Source organism: Plantibacter sp. CFBP 13570, assembly GCF_014841395.1.
Classification (GTDB): domain Bacteria; phylum Actinomycetota; class Actinomycetes; order Actinomycetales; family Microbacteriaceae; genus Plantibacter; species Plantibacter auratus.
In genome coordinates, this window is record NZ_JACYTW010000001.1 from 1 (window position 1) to 17847 (window position 17847).

The window sequence follows — 17847 nt, forward strand, 5'->3', positions numbered from 1 at the left end:
CGACCGCCGGCGCCGTCACCCCCAGCGCGAGGACCGTGAGCGCGGCCGCGGCGAGCGCGCGGACGGTGTTCGATGGGCTGCGTCGCATGGTTCCCCCGGCGCCGGTCACGATCGTCCGATCCGCGGCTCAGCCGACGAGCTTCTGCGCGGCTGCCCCGGCGGCCTTCATGGCTTCAGCGGGCTTCTCCTGGCCGACGAGGACCGCCTGCACCTTCTCCGCGATCTTCGTCTCGATCTGCGAGTACTGGACGAACTTCCAGAACGGGTTCGTCGAGCTCGTCTTGGTGATGCGGTCGCTGAAGTTCGTGGCGAACGAGTCGTTCTTCACGGCGTCGGAGTTGAGCGCGTCCTCGGTCGCCGGCGGCAGACCACGGGCAGCGAAGTCCTCGAGCACGGTCTCCGGGTCGGAGGTCACCCACTGGGCGAAGTCCGCTGCGGTGCCGGCGGCCGGACCGTCGACCACGGCGAGCGCCCCGCCCCATACAAGCGCACGCGGCGTGTCCCCCTGCTTGAGGACCGGCCGGGAGACCGGCTGCAGCTTGCTCGCGAAGTCGGGGTCGGGTGACTCGCCGGTCACCGCGCTCCGTCCGACGATCGCGTCGTCGTAGATCGCGGTGCGGCCCTGCGCGAAGAGGGAGCGTGCGTCGAAGCGGTCGACGTCTGCTGCGATGAGGCCCTGGTCGTACAGGCTCTTGTACCAGGTGACCGCCTCGATGCTCGCGTCGTCGCCGATCGTGACGGTGTCCCCGTCGACCAGCGGACTGCCGAAGGTCTGCATCCAGATGAGGATGTCCTTCAGCTGCGCGGCCTTCGTCGACGCCGCGTAGGGGATCATGCCGTTGCCGAGGCCCTTGAGCTGCTTGAGTGAGCCCTCGAACTCGTCGATCGTCGTGGGGAACTCGCCGATGCCGGCCTGGTCGAGGATCGCCTGGTTGGTGACGAGGCCGATCGCGCCGATCGTCCACGGGAGGCCGTACTGCACGCCGTCGAACGTCGCGGCCGTGAGTCCGGCCTTCGTGTATCCGCGTCCCTCGGTCAGCCCGGACACGTCCTGCAGCTTGCCGAGGCTCGCGAGGGAACCCAGCCACGCGACATCGACGTGGGCGACTCCGGAGAACTGCCCGCCGCGGACCTGCAGCATGAGCTGGTTGATGTACTCGTTGTAGGGGAAGGACACCTCACCGACGTCGATCTTGGCCTTGCCCTCGTATTTCTGCAGGAGGCTCTGGATGGCGGGTGCCGAAGCCTTCTCGGTGAGCGACCAGCTCGCGAAGTCGAAGTCGGTCGCTGTGCCGCCGGCGGTCGCCTTCGGGATGGATCCCGCTCCGGGCGCGGCACCGGTGGGCGCACATCCGGCGAGGGTGGCTGCGGCGACGCCGATGCCGAGGAACTGCAGGGCACGGCGGCGGGTGATGACGGTCTGCTGTGCGGCGGTGGCGAAGGACGGGGTGGTGTGGGACATGGCTCCTCCTCGAGCGTGATCCTGGTGGGACGTGTCTGGGTTGGTGGAACGGATTGTGGGGAGACCGGCGGCGGGCCGGTTCGGTGTGCTGCGCTCAGCCCTTCACGGCACCGGCGGTCAGTCCGCCGACGAGGTGACGCTGCAGGGCCATGAACGCGATCGCCACGGGTAGGGAGACGACGAGGGACGCGGCCATGAGCTCGGGCCAAGCCGTGGCCGCCTCACCGACGAATGTGTTCACGAGGCCGGGCGGGAGTGTCTGCTTGTCGGGTCCCGCCAGCGTGAGCGCGAAGATGAAGTCGTTCCACCCGCGGACGAAGGCGAACAGGCCCGCGGCGACCAGGCCGGGTGCGGACAGCGGCAGCACGATGGAGTGGATGATCCGCAGGCGGGACGCCCCGTCGACGCGAGCCGCCTCGATGAGTTCGTCAGGGATCGTGTCGAAGAACCCCTTCAGCATCCAGACGCACAGCGGCAGGGTGAACGTCGTGAAGGAGAGCACCAGCGCCGCGTAGGTGTTCAGGAGTCCGTAGGCACTGAACACCGAGTACAGGGTGATCAGCAGCAACGCCTGCGGGAACATCTGCGAGGCGAGCACGAAGTACATGAGTGATCGACGCCCGCGGTAGCGGAACTTCGAGAACGAGTAGCCCATGTAGGCCGAGACGATCACGGACAGCAGGGCGGTGATGACCGACACGATGATGCTGTTCCGCAGGTAACCGAACAGGTCCGGGTTCGATGCGAGGGCGGTGTAGGCCTCGAAGCTGATCTCCGTGGGGAAGAGCTTCGGTGGGTAGGAGAAGACCTGGGCTCGCGGGGTCAGCGAGGTGGCCAGCAACCAGTACACCGGCAGCAGCCCGAAGCCGCCGCAGACGATCACCGCGACCCAAGCGCTGATCCGGACCGCCCGGCTCTCCGAGCGGAAGAGCGACGGACGGCGTCGCAGCGTGCCGAGTTCGGTCGCGACGAACGGCGGTTGCGGGTCCGGCGTGGTGTCCTGCGGTGCAGGCGGGGCGGTGGAGACGCTCATTTCTGCTCGCCTTTCTCCGAGAATCGGACGTAGACGACGACGAGCGCCATCAGGAGGATGAGCCAGAGCAGCCCGAGGGCGCCCGCGTGGCCGAGGTCGAAGCCGCGGAAGGCGGTCTCGTACACGGCGGTGGCGAAGGTCTGGGTGCTCCCAGCCGGACCGCCGCCCGTCAGGACGTAGATGATGTCGAAGTGCTGGAAGTTCCAGATGAACTCGAGCAGCAGGACGAGGCCGATGATGCCCTTCAGCTGCGGGACCGTGATCGAGAAGAAGCGTCGAATGGTCCCGGCGCCGTCCATCTCGGCCGCCTCATGGAGTTCCTGTGGCACGGTCTGCAGGCCGGCGAGCAGCATGACCATGATCCAGGGGAAGGACTGCCAGGTCTTCGCCACGATCACCGCGAACATGGCCGTCTGCGGTTGTGCCAGCCACGCCTGCGCCTCGATTCCGAACAGACCGAGGACGGCGTTCGCCACTCCGTAGTTCGCGTTGAAGATCCACATCCAGAGGAACGACACGACGACACCCGGAACCAGCCAGGGGATCAGCATGAGTCCGCGCAGCATCTTGGCACCGCGGATGCGCGTGTTGAGTGCGAGGGCGAGCGCGAAGCCGATGATGAAGGGGGCGATGGTCGTCCCGAGGGTGAAGACCATGGTCTGCCCGAGCAGCTTGAGGAAGTCACCCTGGAGCACGTCGATGATGTTCTGGAGTCCGACGAACTCCCGTCCGGGGACGACCAGGCTCTGCTTGAAGAACGCCGTGACGAGCGCGGTCAGCAGCGGATAGGCGACGACCGCCACCAGGAGCGCGAGCCCCGGGAGGACGAGGACGAACGCGAACATCCCGTCCGGCATCCGTCTTGGTTTGTTTGAAACTGTATCTAACTGTGAAGTCGTCATACTCACATCCTTGTGAGGAGCATTCCGCTACATGCGGGGCTTCCTGGGGCGGCGGCGCTCTTATCAGCGGCCAAGTGTTGTTCAGCATGCCCGGTGTCCGCGTGACAGGTCAACGCGCGGTGGTCACGGTTCAATAACGGACTGTTCGTACTTGATTGAAACTGTCTCTTAAGAGCGTCCGTCCGCTGCCGGAGTGGACATGGGAGAGTTGATGGGTGAACTACGACCTCAGCGCTCCTGCTCGCCGCGACATCAAAGGCCTCACGGCCGCCATCGAGTCGGCCGAGGACGCTGCTTCACTGCAAGCGCGTCTGAGCGTGCCCCGCTACGGCGTGTTCGACCTCGTCGGCCGGGCCCGCCGCTCGCCGATCATCGGCGGACTCCTCCTGGCCGGCACGGCACTCGATCAGAACGGCAAGCCGACGAAGCCGTTGCAGGTGCTCGAGTCGATCCCCGAGCTCGACCCCGTCGACCCCGACGCCGGTGCTGTCGCCGCTCAGCTCGCCGAGCTCTCACACGGCGACCTCGTCACGGTGCGGTTCTCCGATGGCGCTTACGGCGACTTCGGAGTGACCGGCATCGCCGTCTGGTCGGTCCCCGGCACCACCTTCCTCGTGGGCGGCTGGCTCATCGGTTCCGCGGGTGCGCCGGCGCCCCGGGTCACCGAGCTCGTCCGTCTCGCACCCGTCGGCGACCACCCGTGGCCCGTCCCGGCCCAGATCACCGTCGTCGGCGAGGACATCGGCATCGACTGACCGCGCTTCGTTCGCCCGAAGAAGGGCGAACGAACAGACACCGGAGGCGCTGGGGGGGCGAACCGATGAGCAGGATGGTCCGCGAAGTCGTCTCGGCCGGGATGATGTGCCTCCCGTTGACAGCTGGGATCGTCGCTGCCTGGACCGTTCTCCCGACCGCACCCCCGACGCTCGACGTCCACGTCGACCGGAACGGAGTGGTCGACGGTACCGCGCCGACCTGGCTCATGATCGCGGTCCCGCTCGCGCTGTCCGTGGTCGCCGCGGTCCTCGGCATCGCCGGGCTCCGCGAGTCGTGGCAGGCGAACCGTCGGGTGCAGCGAGCACTCGCCGGAGGAGCGGCCGTGCTGGGTCTCGTCGTCTGGATGTGGTCGGTGGAGTTCACCCGATTGGCCGGCACGGGAGCCGACCTGGTCGCGCTGCCGGTCGTCCTCTCGGTGTTCGGCGCGATGTTCTGGGGCGTCCTCTGCTTGGTCGTCACCCCGCCCGATCTCCTCGCGGACTGAACCCCGGGCATGGGCACCACTGCCCATTCAGGGTTCGAGACGCTCGACCTACGCTCGTGATGTCCGAGCAGTCGACCGAGAGGAACATGACATGACCACACGAACGATGCGCAACAGGATCACCATCGCGGGGGCCGCCCTCGGTCTCGCCATCGCCGGCTCCGTCGGCGGGGTCGCCACGGCTGCACCGGCCCAAGCGGCGGGCCAGTGCGTCGACTACCAGTACTCCGCCGGCGGCGACGGTAGTTGCGTCGCCAACATCCAGACCCTGCTCAACGCCTTCGGACCGAGGATCCCCGGTGGTGTGACCAACCTGGAGGTCGACGGCCAGTTCGGCGACCAGACCCGAGCAGCCGTCGTCGCCTTCCAGACGTACTGGGGCATGCAGGTCGACGGCGTCGTGGGCGCCGAGACCTGGAACATCCTCTGCGGGCCGCAGATGGGCCCCGGGCCGATCTCGTGGTACCCGTACGACGCGGCGCGCGCCTCAGGCTGCAACATCTGACCGGACCCGCACGACGACACTCCCTCGCCCGTGTTCGGGCGAGGGAGTTCTCGTTCGCCCGGGAACGGGCGAACGAACGCGGCGGCTACTCCGCGTCGAAGGTGAAGAGCTGCGCCTGCTCGGGAGCGAGGAGCGGCATCGCGATCCCGACCTCGGCCATCGCGCGGCCGGTGAGCACGACCGAGCCCTCGGTCAGCCACAGTGGCGGCACGTCCTGGATCGACCGGGCGGGCGCGCCGAGGTCGAGTGGGCGGACCCGATAGCGACGCTCGGGATCGAGGCCGGGCACCCGGAGCGGCGCGGGGATCGCCGTCAGCGGCGCGGCGAGCGCCACCTGCGCGACGATCGCGGACGAGCGGTCCTGGGCGATCACCCCGTGCGCGTGCAGTGCCGGGTCGGCGCTGTCCATGCGGACGACCTCGCCCGTGTGCAGCAGCGGGCGGAGGCGCTTGTAGTGCGCGATCCATGCCGCGATCAACTCGAGTTCCGACTCGCTCGCCTCGTTGAGGTTCCACTCGATGCCAGCGCTCCCGAAGAGCGCCGTGGCGAGGCGGAACGCGAGGTCCGAGGTGCGCCAGGTGGTGTGCGAGCGGGCCGCACCGAGGTGACCGCCGAGATACTCCGGTGGTACGACGAGCCCCGTGTAGCGCTGGATCGACTGCCGCTCAAGCGGGTCGTTCGTGTCGCTCGTCCACACCCGTTCGACCCGTTCGAGGATGCCGAGGTCGATCCTCGCGCCACCTGACGCGCACGACTCGATGTCGACACCGGGATGCAGGGCACGCACCTCGTCGAGCAGTCGGTAGAGCGCCGTCGTCTGCCGGTGCGCCGAGCCGCCGAGGAGGTCGCGGTTGTGGTCCCACTTGAGGAACGCGATGTCGTACTCGGTCAGCAACGCGTCGAGGCGTCCGAGGAGGTACGCGAAGGCGTCCGGGTTGTCCAGGTCGAGCACCCGTTGGAAGCGCCAGGTCGGAGCGTCCGGCTGCCCGAGGACCCAATCGGGATGCGCGCGCGCGAGCTCCGAGTCAGGGTTCACCATCTCCGGCTCGACCCACAGCCCGAAGTCCATGCCGGCACCCGTGACCGCGTCGATGAGTGGTGACAGCCCGCCCGCCCAGCGTTCCGGGTCGACGAACCAGTCGCCCAGCGCACGGCGGTCGTCCGTGCGACCGGTGAACCAACCGTCGTCCAGGACGAACCGCTCGACACCGACGCGCTTCGCCTGCTCGACGAGGGTGAGCAGTGTCGGCAGGTCATGGTCGAAGTACACGGCCTCCCAGGTGTTCAGCACCACCGGGCGGGGCTTCGTGATCGTGCTCCACGAGCGGATCCAGGGGTGCAGTCGCGCGGAGACGCCGTCGAGACCAGCGTCGGAGTAGACGGCGACCGTCCACGGCGACTCGTAGGTCTCCCCTGGCTCCAGCGTGACTTCGCCGGGCGCGAGGAGTTCACCGGAGCCGGTGACCACGGGACCGAGTGGCGAGCGCTCACTCCAGATCACCTTGTCGCCGCTCCACGCGAGGTGGGTCGCCCACACTTCGCCGCTGCGGAACTCGAAGCCGGGTGCGCCCGCGACGGACAGGAACGCGTCGTCGTGACCGGGTCGTCCGTGACGGTGCTCGCGCGTCCAGGCACCCTGACCGAGGCGGTGGCGCTGCGGCGTGCGCTCGTGCGTCCAGAGACCGGTGAAGTCGAGGAGTTCGGTGGCGCGGCCGGGAACCGGGAGCACGACGGCGAGGGCGTCGACGGCGAGCGGTCGGTCGACCTCGGCGTCGTTCCGCACCGTGTGCCGGACGCGGAGCACACCCTGGGGGGTCAACTCGATCGTCGAGACGATCGTCACCGCGGCGCGCTCGTCGGACGTCGTCAGGATCAGCGAGGTGTCGGTGGCCTGCTGGTCGATCAGCCGCAGCGCGAGCAGGTTCGACGCATCGGTTCCGCCCGGCCGGTGCACGCCGACACCCGGGCGGCCGCTCCAACCGTCGAACACGGTGGGCAGCAGGCTGAGGCGCGGCGGGGCATCGATGGAGGAGGGCGGGATCGCCGGCGTCAGCCCGTGGGCGACGGCGATGAGGGAGTCGGCGGCGAGTTCGCCGACATCGGCTCCCCAGTGGAGGATGGTGGGCACCTCCGTGCCGCGGGCGTCGACGATCAGGCTGACGCCCGCGGCACGAAGGTGGTGGATCACTGCTCTGTTACTCCTTGACGGGGATGGACTGCGCCTTGAGGGCGTCGATCGTCGCCGACTGGCCCTTGGTGAGGGCGTCGAGCAGGGTTCCGTCGCCGGAGACCGCAGCCTTGAAGCCGTCGGACACGTCGTTGTACGTCTGCGTCATCGTCGGACCCCAGGCGAAGTCCTCCGACACCTCGGAGGAAGCCTCCGCGAAGACATCGTAGATCGGCTGGCCGCCGTAGAAGTCGACGCCCTCCTTGAGGACGGGCAGGTTCAGGCCCTCCTTCGTCGCCGGGTAGATGTTGGCGCTCTTGTTGAGCATGGTGAGCGCCTCGTCGGAGGTGTTCAGCCACAGCGCGAACTTCGACGCCTCATAGGGGTGCTTGGAACCGGTGAAGACGGCGGTCGAGGAACCGCCCCAGTTACCTGCCGCGGAGTCGCCGGCCTCCCACTGCGGAGCCTTCGCGACGGCCCACTTGCCGGCGGTGTCGGGAGCACCCGACGCGATGGAGTTCGCGCCCCAGACGGCGGAGTTCCAGGTCCAGGCGGCGCTGGAGTTGTAGGCGTTGTCCCACTCGGTCGTCCAGGTGGGGACGGTCGAGACGAGGTCCTCGTCGATCAGGTCCTGCCAGTAGTCGGCGACCTTCTTGGAGGCGGGGTCGGTCAGGTCGACGGTCCAGTCGGAGCCGTCGTTGTCGAACCAGCTGCCGCCGGCCTGCCAGACGAAGCCGGCGAACTGGTTGATGTCACCCTGCGAGAAGTTGGTGATGTAGGCACCGGTGGCGCGGACCTGCTTGGCGGCCTCCTTGTACTCCGCCCACGTCGTCGGGATGGCGATCCCGTTCTGCTCGAACAGGTCCGCGCGGTAGAACATGGCCATCGGACCGGAGTCCTGCGGGACGGCGTAGACCGAGTCGGACTCACCGAGCGAGACCTGACCCCAGGTCCAGTCGACGAAGTCGTCCTTGGCGGCCATGACGTCGTCGCACGCACCGAGGTCCATGAGGCCGTTCTGCACGCGGAAGTTCGGCAGGGCGTCGTACTCGATCTGGCCGAGGTCGGGGGCGTTGCCGGCCTTCAGCTGGTTGAAGAAGTTCTGGTACGTACCGCTGTTGCCGTTCGGGCCGGTCTGGACCTTGACCTGGATGTCGGGGTTCTCCTTGTTCCAGACGTCGACGACCTCTTCGATGCCGGGGATCCAGGAGGTGAAGCTGAGGTCGACCTTGCCCTCGGCCGGGGCGCAGGAGGCAGCAGCACTGCCGCCCTCCGACCCGGTGGAGGAGCAGCCGCTCAGGACGACGGCCGACAGCACCGCTGCGGCGACCGCTGTTCTCTTGAGGTTCATAGCGAATCCGTTCTTCTGTGAATGGTGCGGGATGGGTGTTGGTGCGGGATGGAGAGGAGTGTCAGCTCGTCGGTCCGACTACTTCACGGCGCCGGCACCGAGGCCGGAGCGCCAGAACCGCTGGAGCAGGAGGAAGGTGATGACGAGCGGGATGATCGACAGGAATGCGCCGACGAGGACGTAGAGGCGCAGCTCGGGGATCTGGTTGACCTGCGAGTTCCAGGAGTAGAGCCCGAGGGTGACCGGGAACAAGGCTTCGTCGCGCAGCATGATGAGCGGCAGGAAGAAGTTGTTCCAGATGGCGACGAACTGGAAGAGGAACACGGTGACGAGCGCCGGGAACATGAGTCGCACGGAGATGGTGAAGAAGGTCCGGATCTCACCGGCACCGTCGAGACGCGAGGCCTCGAGGAGTTCCTCGGGCACGCTCGACGCCGCGAAGATCCGCGTCAGGTAGACACCGAAGGGGCTCACCAGCGAGGGCAGGAAGACCGCCCAGAACGTGTTCGTGAGGCCCACCTGGCTGAAGATGAGGAACAGCGGGAGCGCGAGCGCGGTCGCGGGGACGAGCACACCGCCGAGGACGACGTTGAAGATCAGGTCGCGTCCCGGGAACCGGTACTTCGCGAGGGCGTAGCCGCACATGGCCGCGAAGAGGGTGCCGAGCAGTGCGCCGAGGCCGGCGTACAGCACCGAGTTCAGCATCCACTTGAGGTAGACGCCGTCGCGGTAGGCGACGAGCTGGCCGATGTTCTCGAACAGGTTGAAGTCCGCGAACCAGAGCGGAGCCGAGTTGCCGAACTGCGCTGACGACTTCGTCGAGGCGATGAACAGCCACCAGATGGGGATGAGGAAGTAGAGCGTGAAGACGAGCATCACGATGAGCGCGCCGGCGCGCGACAGGCGGCTCTCCTGCGGGCCGCGGCCGGTGGACAGGATGGCGGTCATTTGCCTTCCTTTCGCTGCGTGAATTTCAGGAACCCGAAGGAGAGGACGAAGGTCGCCAACGCGAGCACGACCGAGAAGGCGGCTGCGAGGTTCACGTTCGGGATGGACGAGGTGGTGTAGACGGTGAGGTTCGGGGTGAAGGTGCTGCTGACGGCCGAGCTGAAGGTGCGGAACACCTGCGGCTCGGCGAGGAGTTGCAGCGTGCCGATGATCGAGAAGATCGCCGTGAGCACGATCGCCGGCATCACCAGCGGGATCTTGATCGACCAGGCGATGCGCGCCTGACCGGCGCCGTCGAGCCGCGCGGCCTCGTAGATCTCCGTCGGGATGGAGAGCAGCGAGGAGTAGATGATGAGCATGTTGTAGCCGACGAACACCCAGGTGACGACGTTCGCGATGGCCCAGAGCACGAGATCGGCCGAGAGGAAGTCCACGTTCTGCGTGATCGCGGTGAACGGCGACAGGTTCGGCGAGTAGAGGAAGCCCCACATGATGGCGGCGATCACGCCGGGCACCGCGTACGGGACGAAGAACGCGAGACGGAAGAACCGCTTGCCCCGCAGGAGCGGCGAGTCGAGCAGCAGCGCGAAGAGGAGCGCGAGCCCGAGCATCACCGGCACCTGGACGACGCCGAACAGGAGCACCCGTCCGACGGACTGCCAGAACGGGCCGTTCTGGAAGACCTGCACGTACTGCGCCAGTCCGCCGAACACCTCCCGGGCCTGACCGAAGGTGCCGTCACGCTCGATCACGAGCAGCGACTGGTAGACCGCGTACCCGATCGGCACGAGGTAGAACAGCGTGAACAGCACGGCGAACGGGACGATGAAGATCGCGATCGCCCGCTTGTGCTGCACCACCGCCTTCGGCAACTTGGCCGCCCTCGGCGGGCGGACGGGCCGTGGCGACGTCGCCTCGGCCGTCTCGATGTTGACGCTCATCGCGTGCGGTCCTCTCTGATGACGCGCACGGCGCCGGCTGGCACGCGTGCGATGGAGTCGACGGGTTCGCCGGTGACGAGCTCGCGCCCGCTGGCCGGCAGCTCGACGTCGTTCGTCGAGTGGTTGATGAGGAAGAGGTAGCTCCGTCCCTCATCGGCGCGGCGGATGACCTCGAGGCCCGGCTGGTCCGGATCACCCTGCGGCAGCGCCCCGGCCCCCGCGGCTGCGTCGCGGAGCACCTCGTCGAGCGCGACGGCATCCAGGTTCGTCGCGAGGTACCAGGCGTCGCCGCCACCCGCGATGCGGTTGCGCGTGACGGCCGGGCGACCGGCCGACGGGCCGTCGGCGAAGGAGTCGACGACCTCGGCACCGCGGGCGCGGGTCCGCTCGGACCAGGCCGTCGCGGTCCGGCCCGACGCGAGCGTCAGCACCTGGCCGGGAAGGACGGGGGCGAACTCCTCGACGTTGACGCCGAGCAGCTCACGGAACGCGCCGGGGTAGCCGCCGGGGCGGACCCGGTCCTCCTCGTCGGCGATGCCGCTGAAGAACGTGACGACGGCGTGCCCACCGGCTGCGACGAAATCCGAGACGACCGCGGCCTCGCTGTCGCGCACCAGGTACAGGTTCGGGACGACGACGAGCCGGTAGGCGGAGAGGTCGGCGCCCGGACGCACGACGTCGACGGTGTGACCCAGACGACGCAGCGACGCGTGGACCGCGTGGACCTGCGAGAGGTGGTCGATCGCGTGGGTCGGGCGACTCTCGCCGTCGGCGGCCCACCAGTTCTCCCAGGAGAAGAGGAGGGCGACATCGGCCTGGACGCGCGTGCCGGTGATCTCGTCGAGTCGGTCGAGGGTGCCGCCCAGCTCGATGACCTCGCGCCACACGTCCGAGTCGGTACCCGCGTGCGGCAGGAGGGCCGAGTGGAACTTCTCCGAGCCCTGCAGCGACGCCCTCCACTGGAAGAAGCAGATCGCCTCGGCGCCCTTCGCGACGTGCGTCAGGGAGTTGCGGGTCATCTCGCCCGGTGCCTTCGCGAGGTTCTGCGGCTGCCAGTTGACCGCGCCGGTGGACTGCTCCATGAGCAACCACGCACCGCCACCCGCGAGACCGCGCGTGAGGTCGCTCGCGAACGCGAGTTCGGCCGTGGGGTCCGCGAGGCGGTTGTCGAGGTAGTGGTCGTTGGCGACGACGTCCATCTCGGGCGCCCACTGCCAGTAGTCGAGGTTCCGGATGTGCGCGGTGACCATGAAGTTGGTCGTGACTGGCACCGAGCTGTGGCGGCGCAGGACCTCGAGCTCGGCCCGGTAGTAGCCGAGGAGCTCGTCGGAGGAGAAGCGGTGGAAGTCGATGACCTGGCTCGGGTTCCGGCTCGACAGGGTCAAGCGCGGCGGCAGGATCTCGGCGAAGTCGCTGTACTGCTGGCTCCAGAACGACGTGCCCCACGCGGTGTTCAGGCGCTCGATCGTCTCGTAGCGGGCGCGGAGCCAGCCCCGGAAGGCCTCGGCGCTCTCGTCGTCGTAGCAGAGCGCGTTGTGGCAGCCGAGTTCGTTCGACACGTGCCAGAGCTCGACGGCGGGGTGAGCGCCGTAGCGCTTGGCGATGCGCTCCACGAGTTCGAGGGCGTAGCGACGGAAGACCGCGGACGACGGGCACCAGGCCTGGCGACCGCCGGGGAAGCGCGTCGTCCCGTCCTCGGTCTCGGGGAGGATCTCCGGGTGCCGGAACGTCAGCCACGGCGGGGCCGATGCGGTGCCGGTCCCGAGATTCACCCGGATGCCGGCCTCATGGAGCAGGTCGAGGATCTCGTCGAGCCCGGCGAAGTCGAACTCCCCGGGCCGTGGCTCGAGGTGCGACCAGCCGAAGATGTTGAGGGCGACGAGGTCGACGCCCGCCTCCTGCATGAGCGCGACGTCTTCGCGCCAGACGGACCGATCCCACTGCTCGGGGTTGTAGTCGCAGCCGTAGGCGATGCCGTCGTGGCTGAACGTGGGGGTCGTGCTCATGGTGCCTTCCGCGATCTGTGAACGTGCACAGATCGAAGAGCGACAACTCCACATTGAGAGTCTGTGAACGTACACAGAGTAGGCGTGCGTTTCTGAATCTGTCAACACGGAGCCCGCCGAAGGCCGCCCGGACCGGCGCTAGGGTGGAGCCGTGACCCCTCCGCCGACCCGACGCAAACGAGCGACGGTGCACGATGTCGCCGTCGAGGCCGGCGTCTCCCGGGGCACGGTCAGCCGGGTCGTCAACGGCGAGCGCTACGTGTCGGCTGAAGCGCGCGAGGCGATCGAGGCCGCCATCGAGAAGGTCGGCTACGTGCCGAACACGGCCGCCCGGAACCTCGTCATGCAGCGCACCCAGGCCGTCGGGTTCGTCGTCCACGAGCCGCACAGCCTGTTCGTCGACGACCCCAACATCGGCAACATCCTGCTCGGGGCGAACGAGGCACTCTCACAGGCCGACCACCAGCTCGTCTGCCTGGTCGTGGACTCCGAGCGCGACACCGACCGCATCACCCGGTACCTCTCGGGCGGCTTCGTCGACGGGGTGATCATGGTCTCCGCTCGCCAGAACGACCCGATCACGCGCGTCATCGAGCGCCTCGGTCTCCCCGCGACCTTCGTCGGCCACCCGCCCGACCTCCGTGAGCTCCCCTTCGTCGGGATCGACAACCGGTCGGCGTCGGTCGACATCACCGGAGAGCTGATCGGCGCCGGTCGACAGCACATCGGCATGATCGCGGCAGCCCTCGACCGGGACTCGGGCTCAGACCGACTCGCAGGGTTCCGTGACGCGCTCGGCGACCGCTTCGACGAACGACTCGTCGTGGAGGTCCCGCTCTACTCGCACCAGGACGGCTTCGCCGGCATGTCGGAACTGCTCCGCCGGGAGCCGGACATCGACGGCGTGTTCGCGGCTTCGGACGCCGTCGCGGCCGGAGCGCTCGAAGCCCTCCGTGCGGCAGGGCGGAGCGTGCCGGAGGATGTGTCGGTCGTCGGCTTCGACGACTCGGCGTGGGCGCTCCGATGCCACCCGCCCCTGACCACCGTCCACCAGCCGGCGGCGGCCGTCGGTCAGCGCGCGGCGGAAGTACTCCTCGCGCAGCTCCGGGGCGAGACGATCTCGCCTGTCGGCTCGTTCGTCCCCACGTCGATCGTGCGTCGCGGGAGCGTCTGAACCCATTCGTTCGCCCATTCTTGGGCGAACCAGCACTCCGTCGCCCAAGAATGGGCGAATGACTGCCGGAGGAGCGACTCAGAGCTGCGGTGACGGCCGTCGGATCGCGGCGCGCTTGGCCTCGTCGAAGGTGTCCACATGCAGCCATTCGGGCGGGCTTGGTGCCACGATGAGGACGTCGTAACCGGTGCCCTGTGCCTCGACGTACGCGAGACAGCATTCGGGCGAGGAGGGGTCGGCGTCGTTCGAGATCCGCCATTGCCGGGCACCGATCGGGACGACGTGGTGCCGTTCGGACGAGTCTCGCGCTGGAGACACATCGTGCTGTGAGGGAAAGGACGGCTCGAGCGACACTGCTGGAGCATGCTTCGTGACCATGCCATCAGGCTAGGCGCGCTCGCGGAACGCGTCCCGAGGCTTGACTTCACAGGTTCGCGACGACGCGCCGGGCTGCAGGTGGACGATCAGCGCGGCGGGCGTCGCACGGTCTCGAGCCCCAAGAACACGAGGGCGACCACGATCGGGCCGTAGACGAACCCGTCGGCGAGGGTCAGTGATTCGCCGAGGAGGAGGACCGCCACGAGGACCAGCAGCACCGGTTCCAGATAGCTGAGCAGCCCGAAGACGCCGAACGACAGCAGACGACTCGCGACGAGGTACAGCACGAGGGCGACACCACCGATCACCCCGAGGAGCACGATCCCCCAGCCCAGCTGCGGGTGCGCGGCCAGGATGGCGAGTGAGGACGGTTGCAGTGCCAGCACGACCGCGACGGGGACGAGGACCGTCAGCTCGAAGCAGAACGCACCGATGGAGTCGAGCCCGGCTCGGCGCCGGATCGCGAAGTACACCGGGTAGCCGACCGCAACCGCGATGGTCGCCCAGGACAACCCACCGGCGACGACGATCGCGGCGGTGACACCGATGGCGGCTGCGACGACCGCAGCGATCCGGAGCGGTGCGAGTCGCTCCCGATGCAGGACGACGCCGACCACGACCATCGCCAATGGCATCAGCAGGTAGCCGAGCGCGAGTTCGAGCCCGTGCCCGGTCTGCGGTGCCCAACCGAAGAGCCACAGCTGCAGGGACAACAGGAGCCCGTCGAGGACGACCACGAGGACGAGGAGCGGACGACGTGCGAGACGGACCGCGATGTCGCGGACGTCCCGCCACCACCCGAACACCGCGATGAGCGTCGCCAGCACCGGCACCGTCGCGATCACGCGCCAGGCGAAGATCTCGTTCGCCCCGAACGGCTCCAGCAGCGGTGGCAGGAAGAACAGCGCCGCGAACAGGAACGAGGCGACGACGGAGACGAGGACCCCGCGGGGCGTCGTCTCGCGATGCTCAGGGGGAAGGGCGGCCGTCACGGGTCCTCACCCTATCGTCGGCGCGACCCCGGCCCGGCCGACTCGACGCCGCCGGCACTCACCAGTCGTGGACGGTGCCGTCCGTCAGCCGGTTCACCGGCAGGTACGCCTTCGTGTACTCGAACGCGGCGGCCGCGTCCTCGTCGAGTTCGACGCCGAGGCCGGGCTGCTCGCCGGGGTGCAGGAAGCCGTCGTCGAAGGTGAAGGAGGTCTGGAAGACCTCGAGCGTCTGCTCGTTGTGCGGCATGTACTCCTGGATCCCGAAGTTGTGGATCGCGAGGTCGAGGTGCAGCGCTGCGGCCATCCCGATGGGCGAGATGTCGGTGGGGCCGTGGATGCCGGAACGGATCCCGTAGATGGCCGCGAAGTCGAGCAGTTTCTTCATCGCCGTGATGCCACCGGTGTGCGTCACCGCCGAGCGGACGTAGTCGATGAGGCGCTCGGTGATGAGGGTCTGGTAGTCGTACACCGAGTTGAAGACCTCGCCGATCGCCAGCGGCGTGGTCGAGTGCTGGCGGACGAGTCGCAGGGCGGTCTGGTCCTCCCCCGGTGTGCAGTCCTCGAGCCAGAAGAGCTTGTACGGCTCGATGTCCTTCGCGAACCGGGCGGCCTCGATCGGCGACATGCGGTGGTGTCCGTCGTGCAGGATCCGGAGGCCCGTCCCGAAGTCCTCGCGGATCCGTTCGAAGACGCCCGGCATGTGCGCGAGGTAGCCGGCCGTGTCCCAGGACTCCTCGGTCGGTGCCGTGGCTGCCGAGCCGTCCGCCGCTCGCTTCGCCGGCTCGTAGTCATAGCGGACCCCGGGTCCTGCGGCGGACACCCCATAGACCTGCCCGAGTCCCGGCACACCGGTCTGGACGCGCACCGCGGTGAACCCGAGCTCCTGGTACCCGGTGATCGCGTTGGCGAGCGCCTGGTAGTCCGTCCCCGAGGCGTGAGCGTACGCCCGGATCCCCGATCGGCTCGCCCCGCCGAGCAGCTGGTACAGCGGCACCCCGGCCTTCTTGGCCTTGATGTCCCAGAGCGCCATGTCCACCGCCGCGATGGCCGCCATCGTGACGGGGCCGCGCCGCCAGTACGGTCCGCGGTACAGGTACTGCCAGGTGTCCTCGATGCGGTCCTCGTCACGGCCGATCAGCATCGACGCGACGTGGTCGCCGAGGTACGACGCGACAGCGAGCTCACGCCCGTTGAGGGTCGCGTCGCCCCAGCCCACGACACCGTCGCTGGTGGTGATCTTCAGGGTGACGAAGTTCCGGCCGGGACTCGTGACGATGACGTCCGCGCGTTCGATGCTCATGGGGTTCCTTTCGAGGAGGTCGGGTGCCGGTCAGATGGCGTCGCGCGGGTCGGTGAGGTCCCGACCGGCGACCTCGGGCATCCAGATGGACGCGACCAGGGCACAGAGAGTGAAGACGCCGAGCATGATGATGATCGGGATGAAGGAGCCGGTGGCGGCGGACACCCAGGCGGCGGCGATGACGGGACCGGCGCCGGTCGCGACGATCGCGGCGATCTCCCGGGCCATCGCGGTGTAGGTGTAGCGGTTCCGCGCGCCGAAGAGTTCCGGCAGGGTCAGGTTCTCGAGCGACGCGAAGCTCATCACGGCCAGGTTGTGCAGGACGACGTAGCCGACGAACACCTGGACGGTGTCCTTGCTGTGGATCATGAGCATGGTCGGGACGATGATGATGAGCGCGATGATCGCCCACACCATGTACATGCGCTTCCGTCCGTACCGGTCACCGAGCCAGCCGGAGAGCGGCACGGTGATGAAGGCGACGAGCGAGGAGACGATGACGGCGTTCACCCCGATCGACCGGTCCAGCAGCAGGACGACGGTGATGTAGCTGATGAGGTACGTCTGGACGAGTCCCGAGTTGCCGGCCTGACCGAACCGCAGCAGGAGCGCGATGCTGAACGCCTTGATCGGCTTGCGGTTCATGGCCTCGAGCGTGCGGAGGTTGCCGGTCTCGGTCGCGAGGGCGATGGTCTCCTGCTTGGTGAGCGCCTTACCGTCGACGACGTCGTCACGCTCCTCGAAGACCGGGCTCTCCTTGAGGTTGAAGCGGACCCAGACCGCGAAGAGCATGATCACGACGCTGCCGATGAACGGGATGCGCCAGGCCCACGCGATGACCTCGTCCTCGCTGAACGCCAGGAGCAGACCGGCCCACAGCGCGGAGGCGAGCAGGGTGCCGCAGTTGGTCCCGAGCGCCACGAGCGATGCGATGATGCCGCGTCGCTTGGCCGGGGCGTACTCGGCGAGCATGACGCCGGCGCCCGAGATCTCGGCACCGGCTCCGAAGCCCTGCGCGATCCGCAGGAGGACCAGCAGGATCGGCGCGAGGATGCCGACCTGCGAGTAGGTCGGCAGGAATCCGATGAGCGTCGTCGACAGGCCCATGAGCAGGATCGTGTAGAAGAGGACCTTGGTCCGGCCGGTCTTGTCGCCGAGCCGGGCGAAGAAGAACGCGCCGACCGGACGGGCGACGTAGCCGACCCCGTACGTCGCCATCGCGGCGACGACGGCCATGGCCGGGTCCTCGTTGGAGAAGAAGAGGTCGGCGAACACGAGCGCGGCGGCCAGCGAGTAGAGCTGGTAGTCCATGAACTCGAGCGCGGTGCCGAGCCACCCGGAGATGGCGGCGCGGACGAGGTCGCGGACGGATCGGTTCGCGGTGGGGTCGCCGGTGGCGACGGACGATTTGGGTTCTGACATGAGGT

The 17847-nt window shown here is 68.2% G+C and carries 16 protein-coding genes; 4 read left to right on the forward strand and 12 right to left on the reverse strand.

Going from position 1 to position 17847, the window contains the following annotated elements:
• Positions 1–127: 127 nt before the first annotated feature.
• The 3 genes from IFT89_RS00005 to IFT89_RS00015 form a co-directional block, all read right to left on the reverse strand.
• Positions 128–1462 (reverse strand): ABC transporter substrate-binding protein, encoded by a 1335-nt coding sequence (locus IFT89_RS00005; RefSeq protein ID WP_192018876.1) that lies wholly within the window; start codon positions 1460–1462, stop codon positions 128–130.
• Between the two features lie 94 nt (positions 1463–1556).
• On the reverse strand, positions 1557–2495 hold the full coding sequence (locus IFT89_RS00010) for a carbohydrate ABC transporter permease (protein WP_083397394.1): 939 nt from the start codon (positions 2493–2495) through the stop codon (positions 1557–1559).
• Positions 2492–3397 carry a carbohydrate ABC transporter permease gene (locus tag IFT89_RS00015; RefSeq protein ID WP_244650512.1) on the reverse strand — a complete coding sequence of 302 codons (906 nt, stop codon included), beginning with the start codon at positions 3395–3397 and terminating at the stop codon, positions 2492–2494. The genes IFT89_RS00010 and IFT89_RS00015 overlap by 4 nt, the downstream gene beginning before the upstream one ends.
• Positions 3398–3612: 215 nt before the next feature.
• On the opposite strand from IFT89_RS00015, the gene IFT89_RS00020 reads away from it, so the two are divergent.
• The 3 genes from IFT89_RS00020 (at position 3613) to IFT89_RS00030 (ending at position 5163) form a co-directional block, all read left to right on the forward strand.
• The gene (locus IFT89_RS00020) at positions 3613–4152 is read left to right on the forward strand and encodes a hypothetical protein (RefSeq protein ID WP_137242905.1); all 540 of its coding nucleotides are present in this window, start codon (positions 3613–3615) and stop codon (positions 4150–4152) included.
• A 74-nt stretch (positions 4153–4226) separates the two neighbouring features.
• On the forward strand, positions 4227–4658 hold the full coding sequence (locus IFT89_RS00025; RefSeq protein ID WP_202937887.1) for a hypothetical protein: 432 nt from the start codon (positions 4227–4229) through the stop codon (positions 4656–4658).
• 91 nt (positions 4659–4749) lie between these two features.
• Entirely contained in the window at positions 4750–5163 is a 414-nt protein-coding gene (locus tag IFT89_RS00030) for a peptidoglycan-binding domain-containing protein (RefSeq protein WP_119863533.1), read from the forward strand.
• A gap of 85 nt (positions 5164–5248) precedes the next feature.
• Here IFT89_RS00030 and IFT89_RS00035 read toward each other — a convergent pair whose 3' ends face one another.
• From IFT89_RS00035 to IFT89_RS00055, 5 genes are all read right to left on the reverse strand, one after another.
• Positions 5249–7351 carry an alpha-galactosidase gene (locus tag IFT89_RS00035; protein ID WP_307783344.1) on the reverse strand — a complete coding sequence of 701 codons (2103 nt, stop codon included), beginning with the start codon at positions 7349–7351 and terminating at the stop codon, positions 5249–5251.
• Positions 7352–7358: 7 nt separating this feature from the next.
• Positions 7359–8681 carry an ABC transporter substrate-binding protein gene (locus IFT89_RS00040; protein WP_085511468.1) on the reverse strand — a complete coding sequence of 441 codons (1323 nt, stop codon included), beginning with the start codon at positions 8679–8681 and terminating at the stop codon, positions 7359–7361.
• Positions 8682–8759: 78 nt separating this feature from the next.
• Positions 8760–9629 (reverse strand): carbohydrate ABC transporter permease, encoded by an 870-nt coding sequence (locus IFT89_RS00045; RefSeq protein WP_079704354.1) that lies wholly within the window; start codon positions 9627–9629, stop codon positions 8760–8762.
• Complete coding sequence (locus tag IFT89_RS00050; RefSeq protein ID WP_137242911.1) at positions 9626–10570, reverse strand: carbohydrate ABC transporter permease; 945 nt, start codon at positions 10568–10570, stop codon at positions 9626–9628. Before IFT89_RS00050 ends, IFT89_RS00045 begins: the two co-directional genes overlap by 4 nt.
• On the reverse strand, positions 10567–12576 hold the full coding sequence (locus IFT89_RS00055) for a beta-galactosidase (RefSeq protein WP_202937888.1): 2010 nt from the start codon (positions 12574–12576) through the stop codon (positions 10567–10569). The genes IFT89_RS00050 and IFT89_RS00055 overlap by 4 nt, the downstream gene beginning before the upstream one ends.
• 151 nt (positions 12577–12727) lie before the next feature.
• Here IFT89_RS00055 and IFT89_RS00060 point away from each other — a divergent pair, with 151 nt between their 5' ends.
• On the forward strand, positions 12728–13750 hold the full coding sequence (locus tag IFT89_RS00060; RefSeq protein ID WP_202937889.1) for a LacI family DNA-binding transcriptional regulator: 1023 nt from the start codon (positions 12728–12730) through the stop codon (positions 13748–13750).
• A 78-nt stretch (positions 13751–13828) separates the two neighbouring features.
• Here the strand turns inward: IFT89_RS00060 and IFT89_RS00065 are convergent, their stop codons facing one another.
• The 4 genes from IFT89_RS00065 to IFT89_RS00080 form a co-directional block, all read right to left on the reverse strand.
• Positions 13829–14128, reverse strand: a complete 300-nt coding sequence (locus IFT89_RS00065; protein WP_133059905.1) for a hypothetical protein — start codon at positions 14126–14128, stop codon at positions 13829–13831.
• Between the two features lie 86 nt (positions 14129–14214).
• A complete protein-coding gene (rarD, locus tag IFT89_RS00070) occupies positions 14215–15120 on the reverse strand; it encodes an EamA family transporter RarD (protein WP_202937890.1) in 906 nt (301 codons plus the stop codon).
• A 58-nt stretch (positions 15121–15178) separates the two neighbouring features.
• Positions 15179–16420: a D-mannonate dehydratase ManD gene (manD, locus tag IFT89_RS00075; protein WP_202937891.1), complete on the reverse strand. Its 1242-nt coding sequence runs from the start codon at positions 16418–16420 to the stop codon at positions 15179–15181.
• Positions 16421–16450: 30 nt separating this feature from the next.
• A complete protein-coding gene (locus IFT89_RS00080) occupies positions 16451–17842 on the reverse strand; it encodes an MFS transporter (RefSeq protein ID WP_086472499.1) in 1392 nt (463 codons plus the stop codon).
• Positions 17843–17847: the final 5 nt, after the last annotated feature.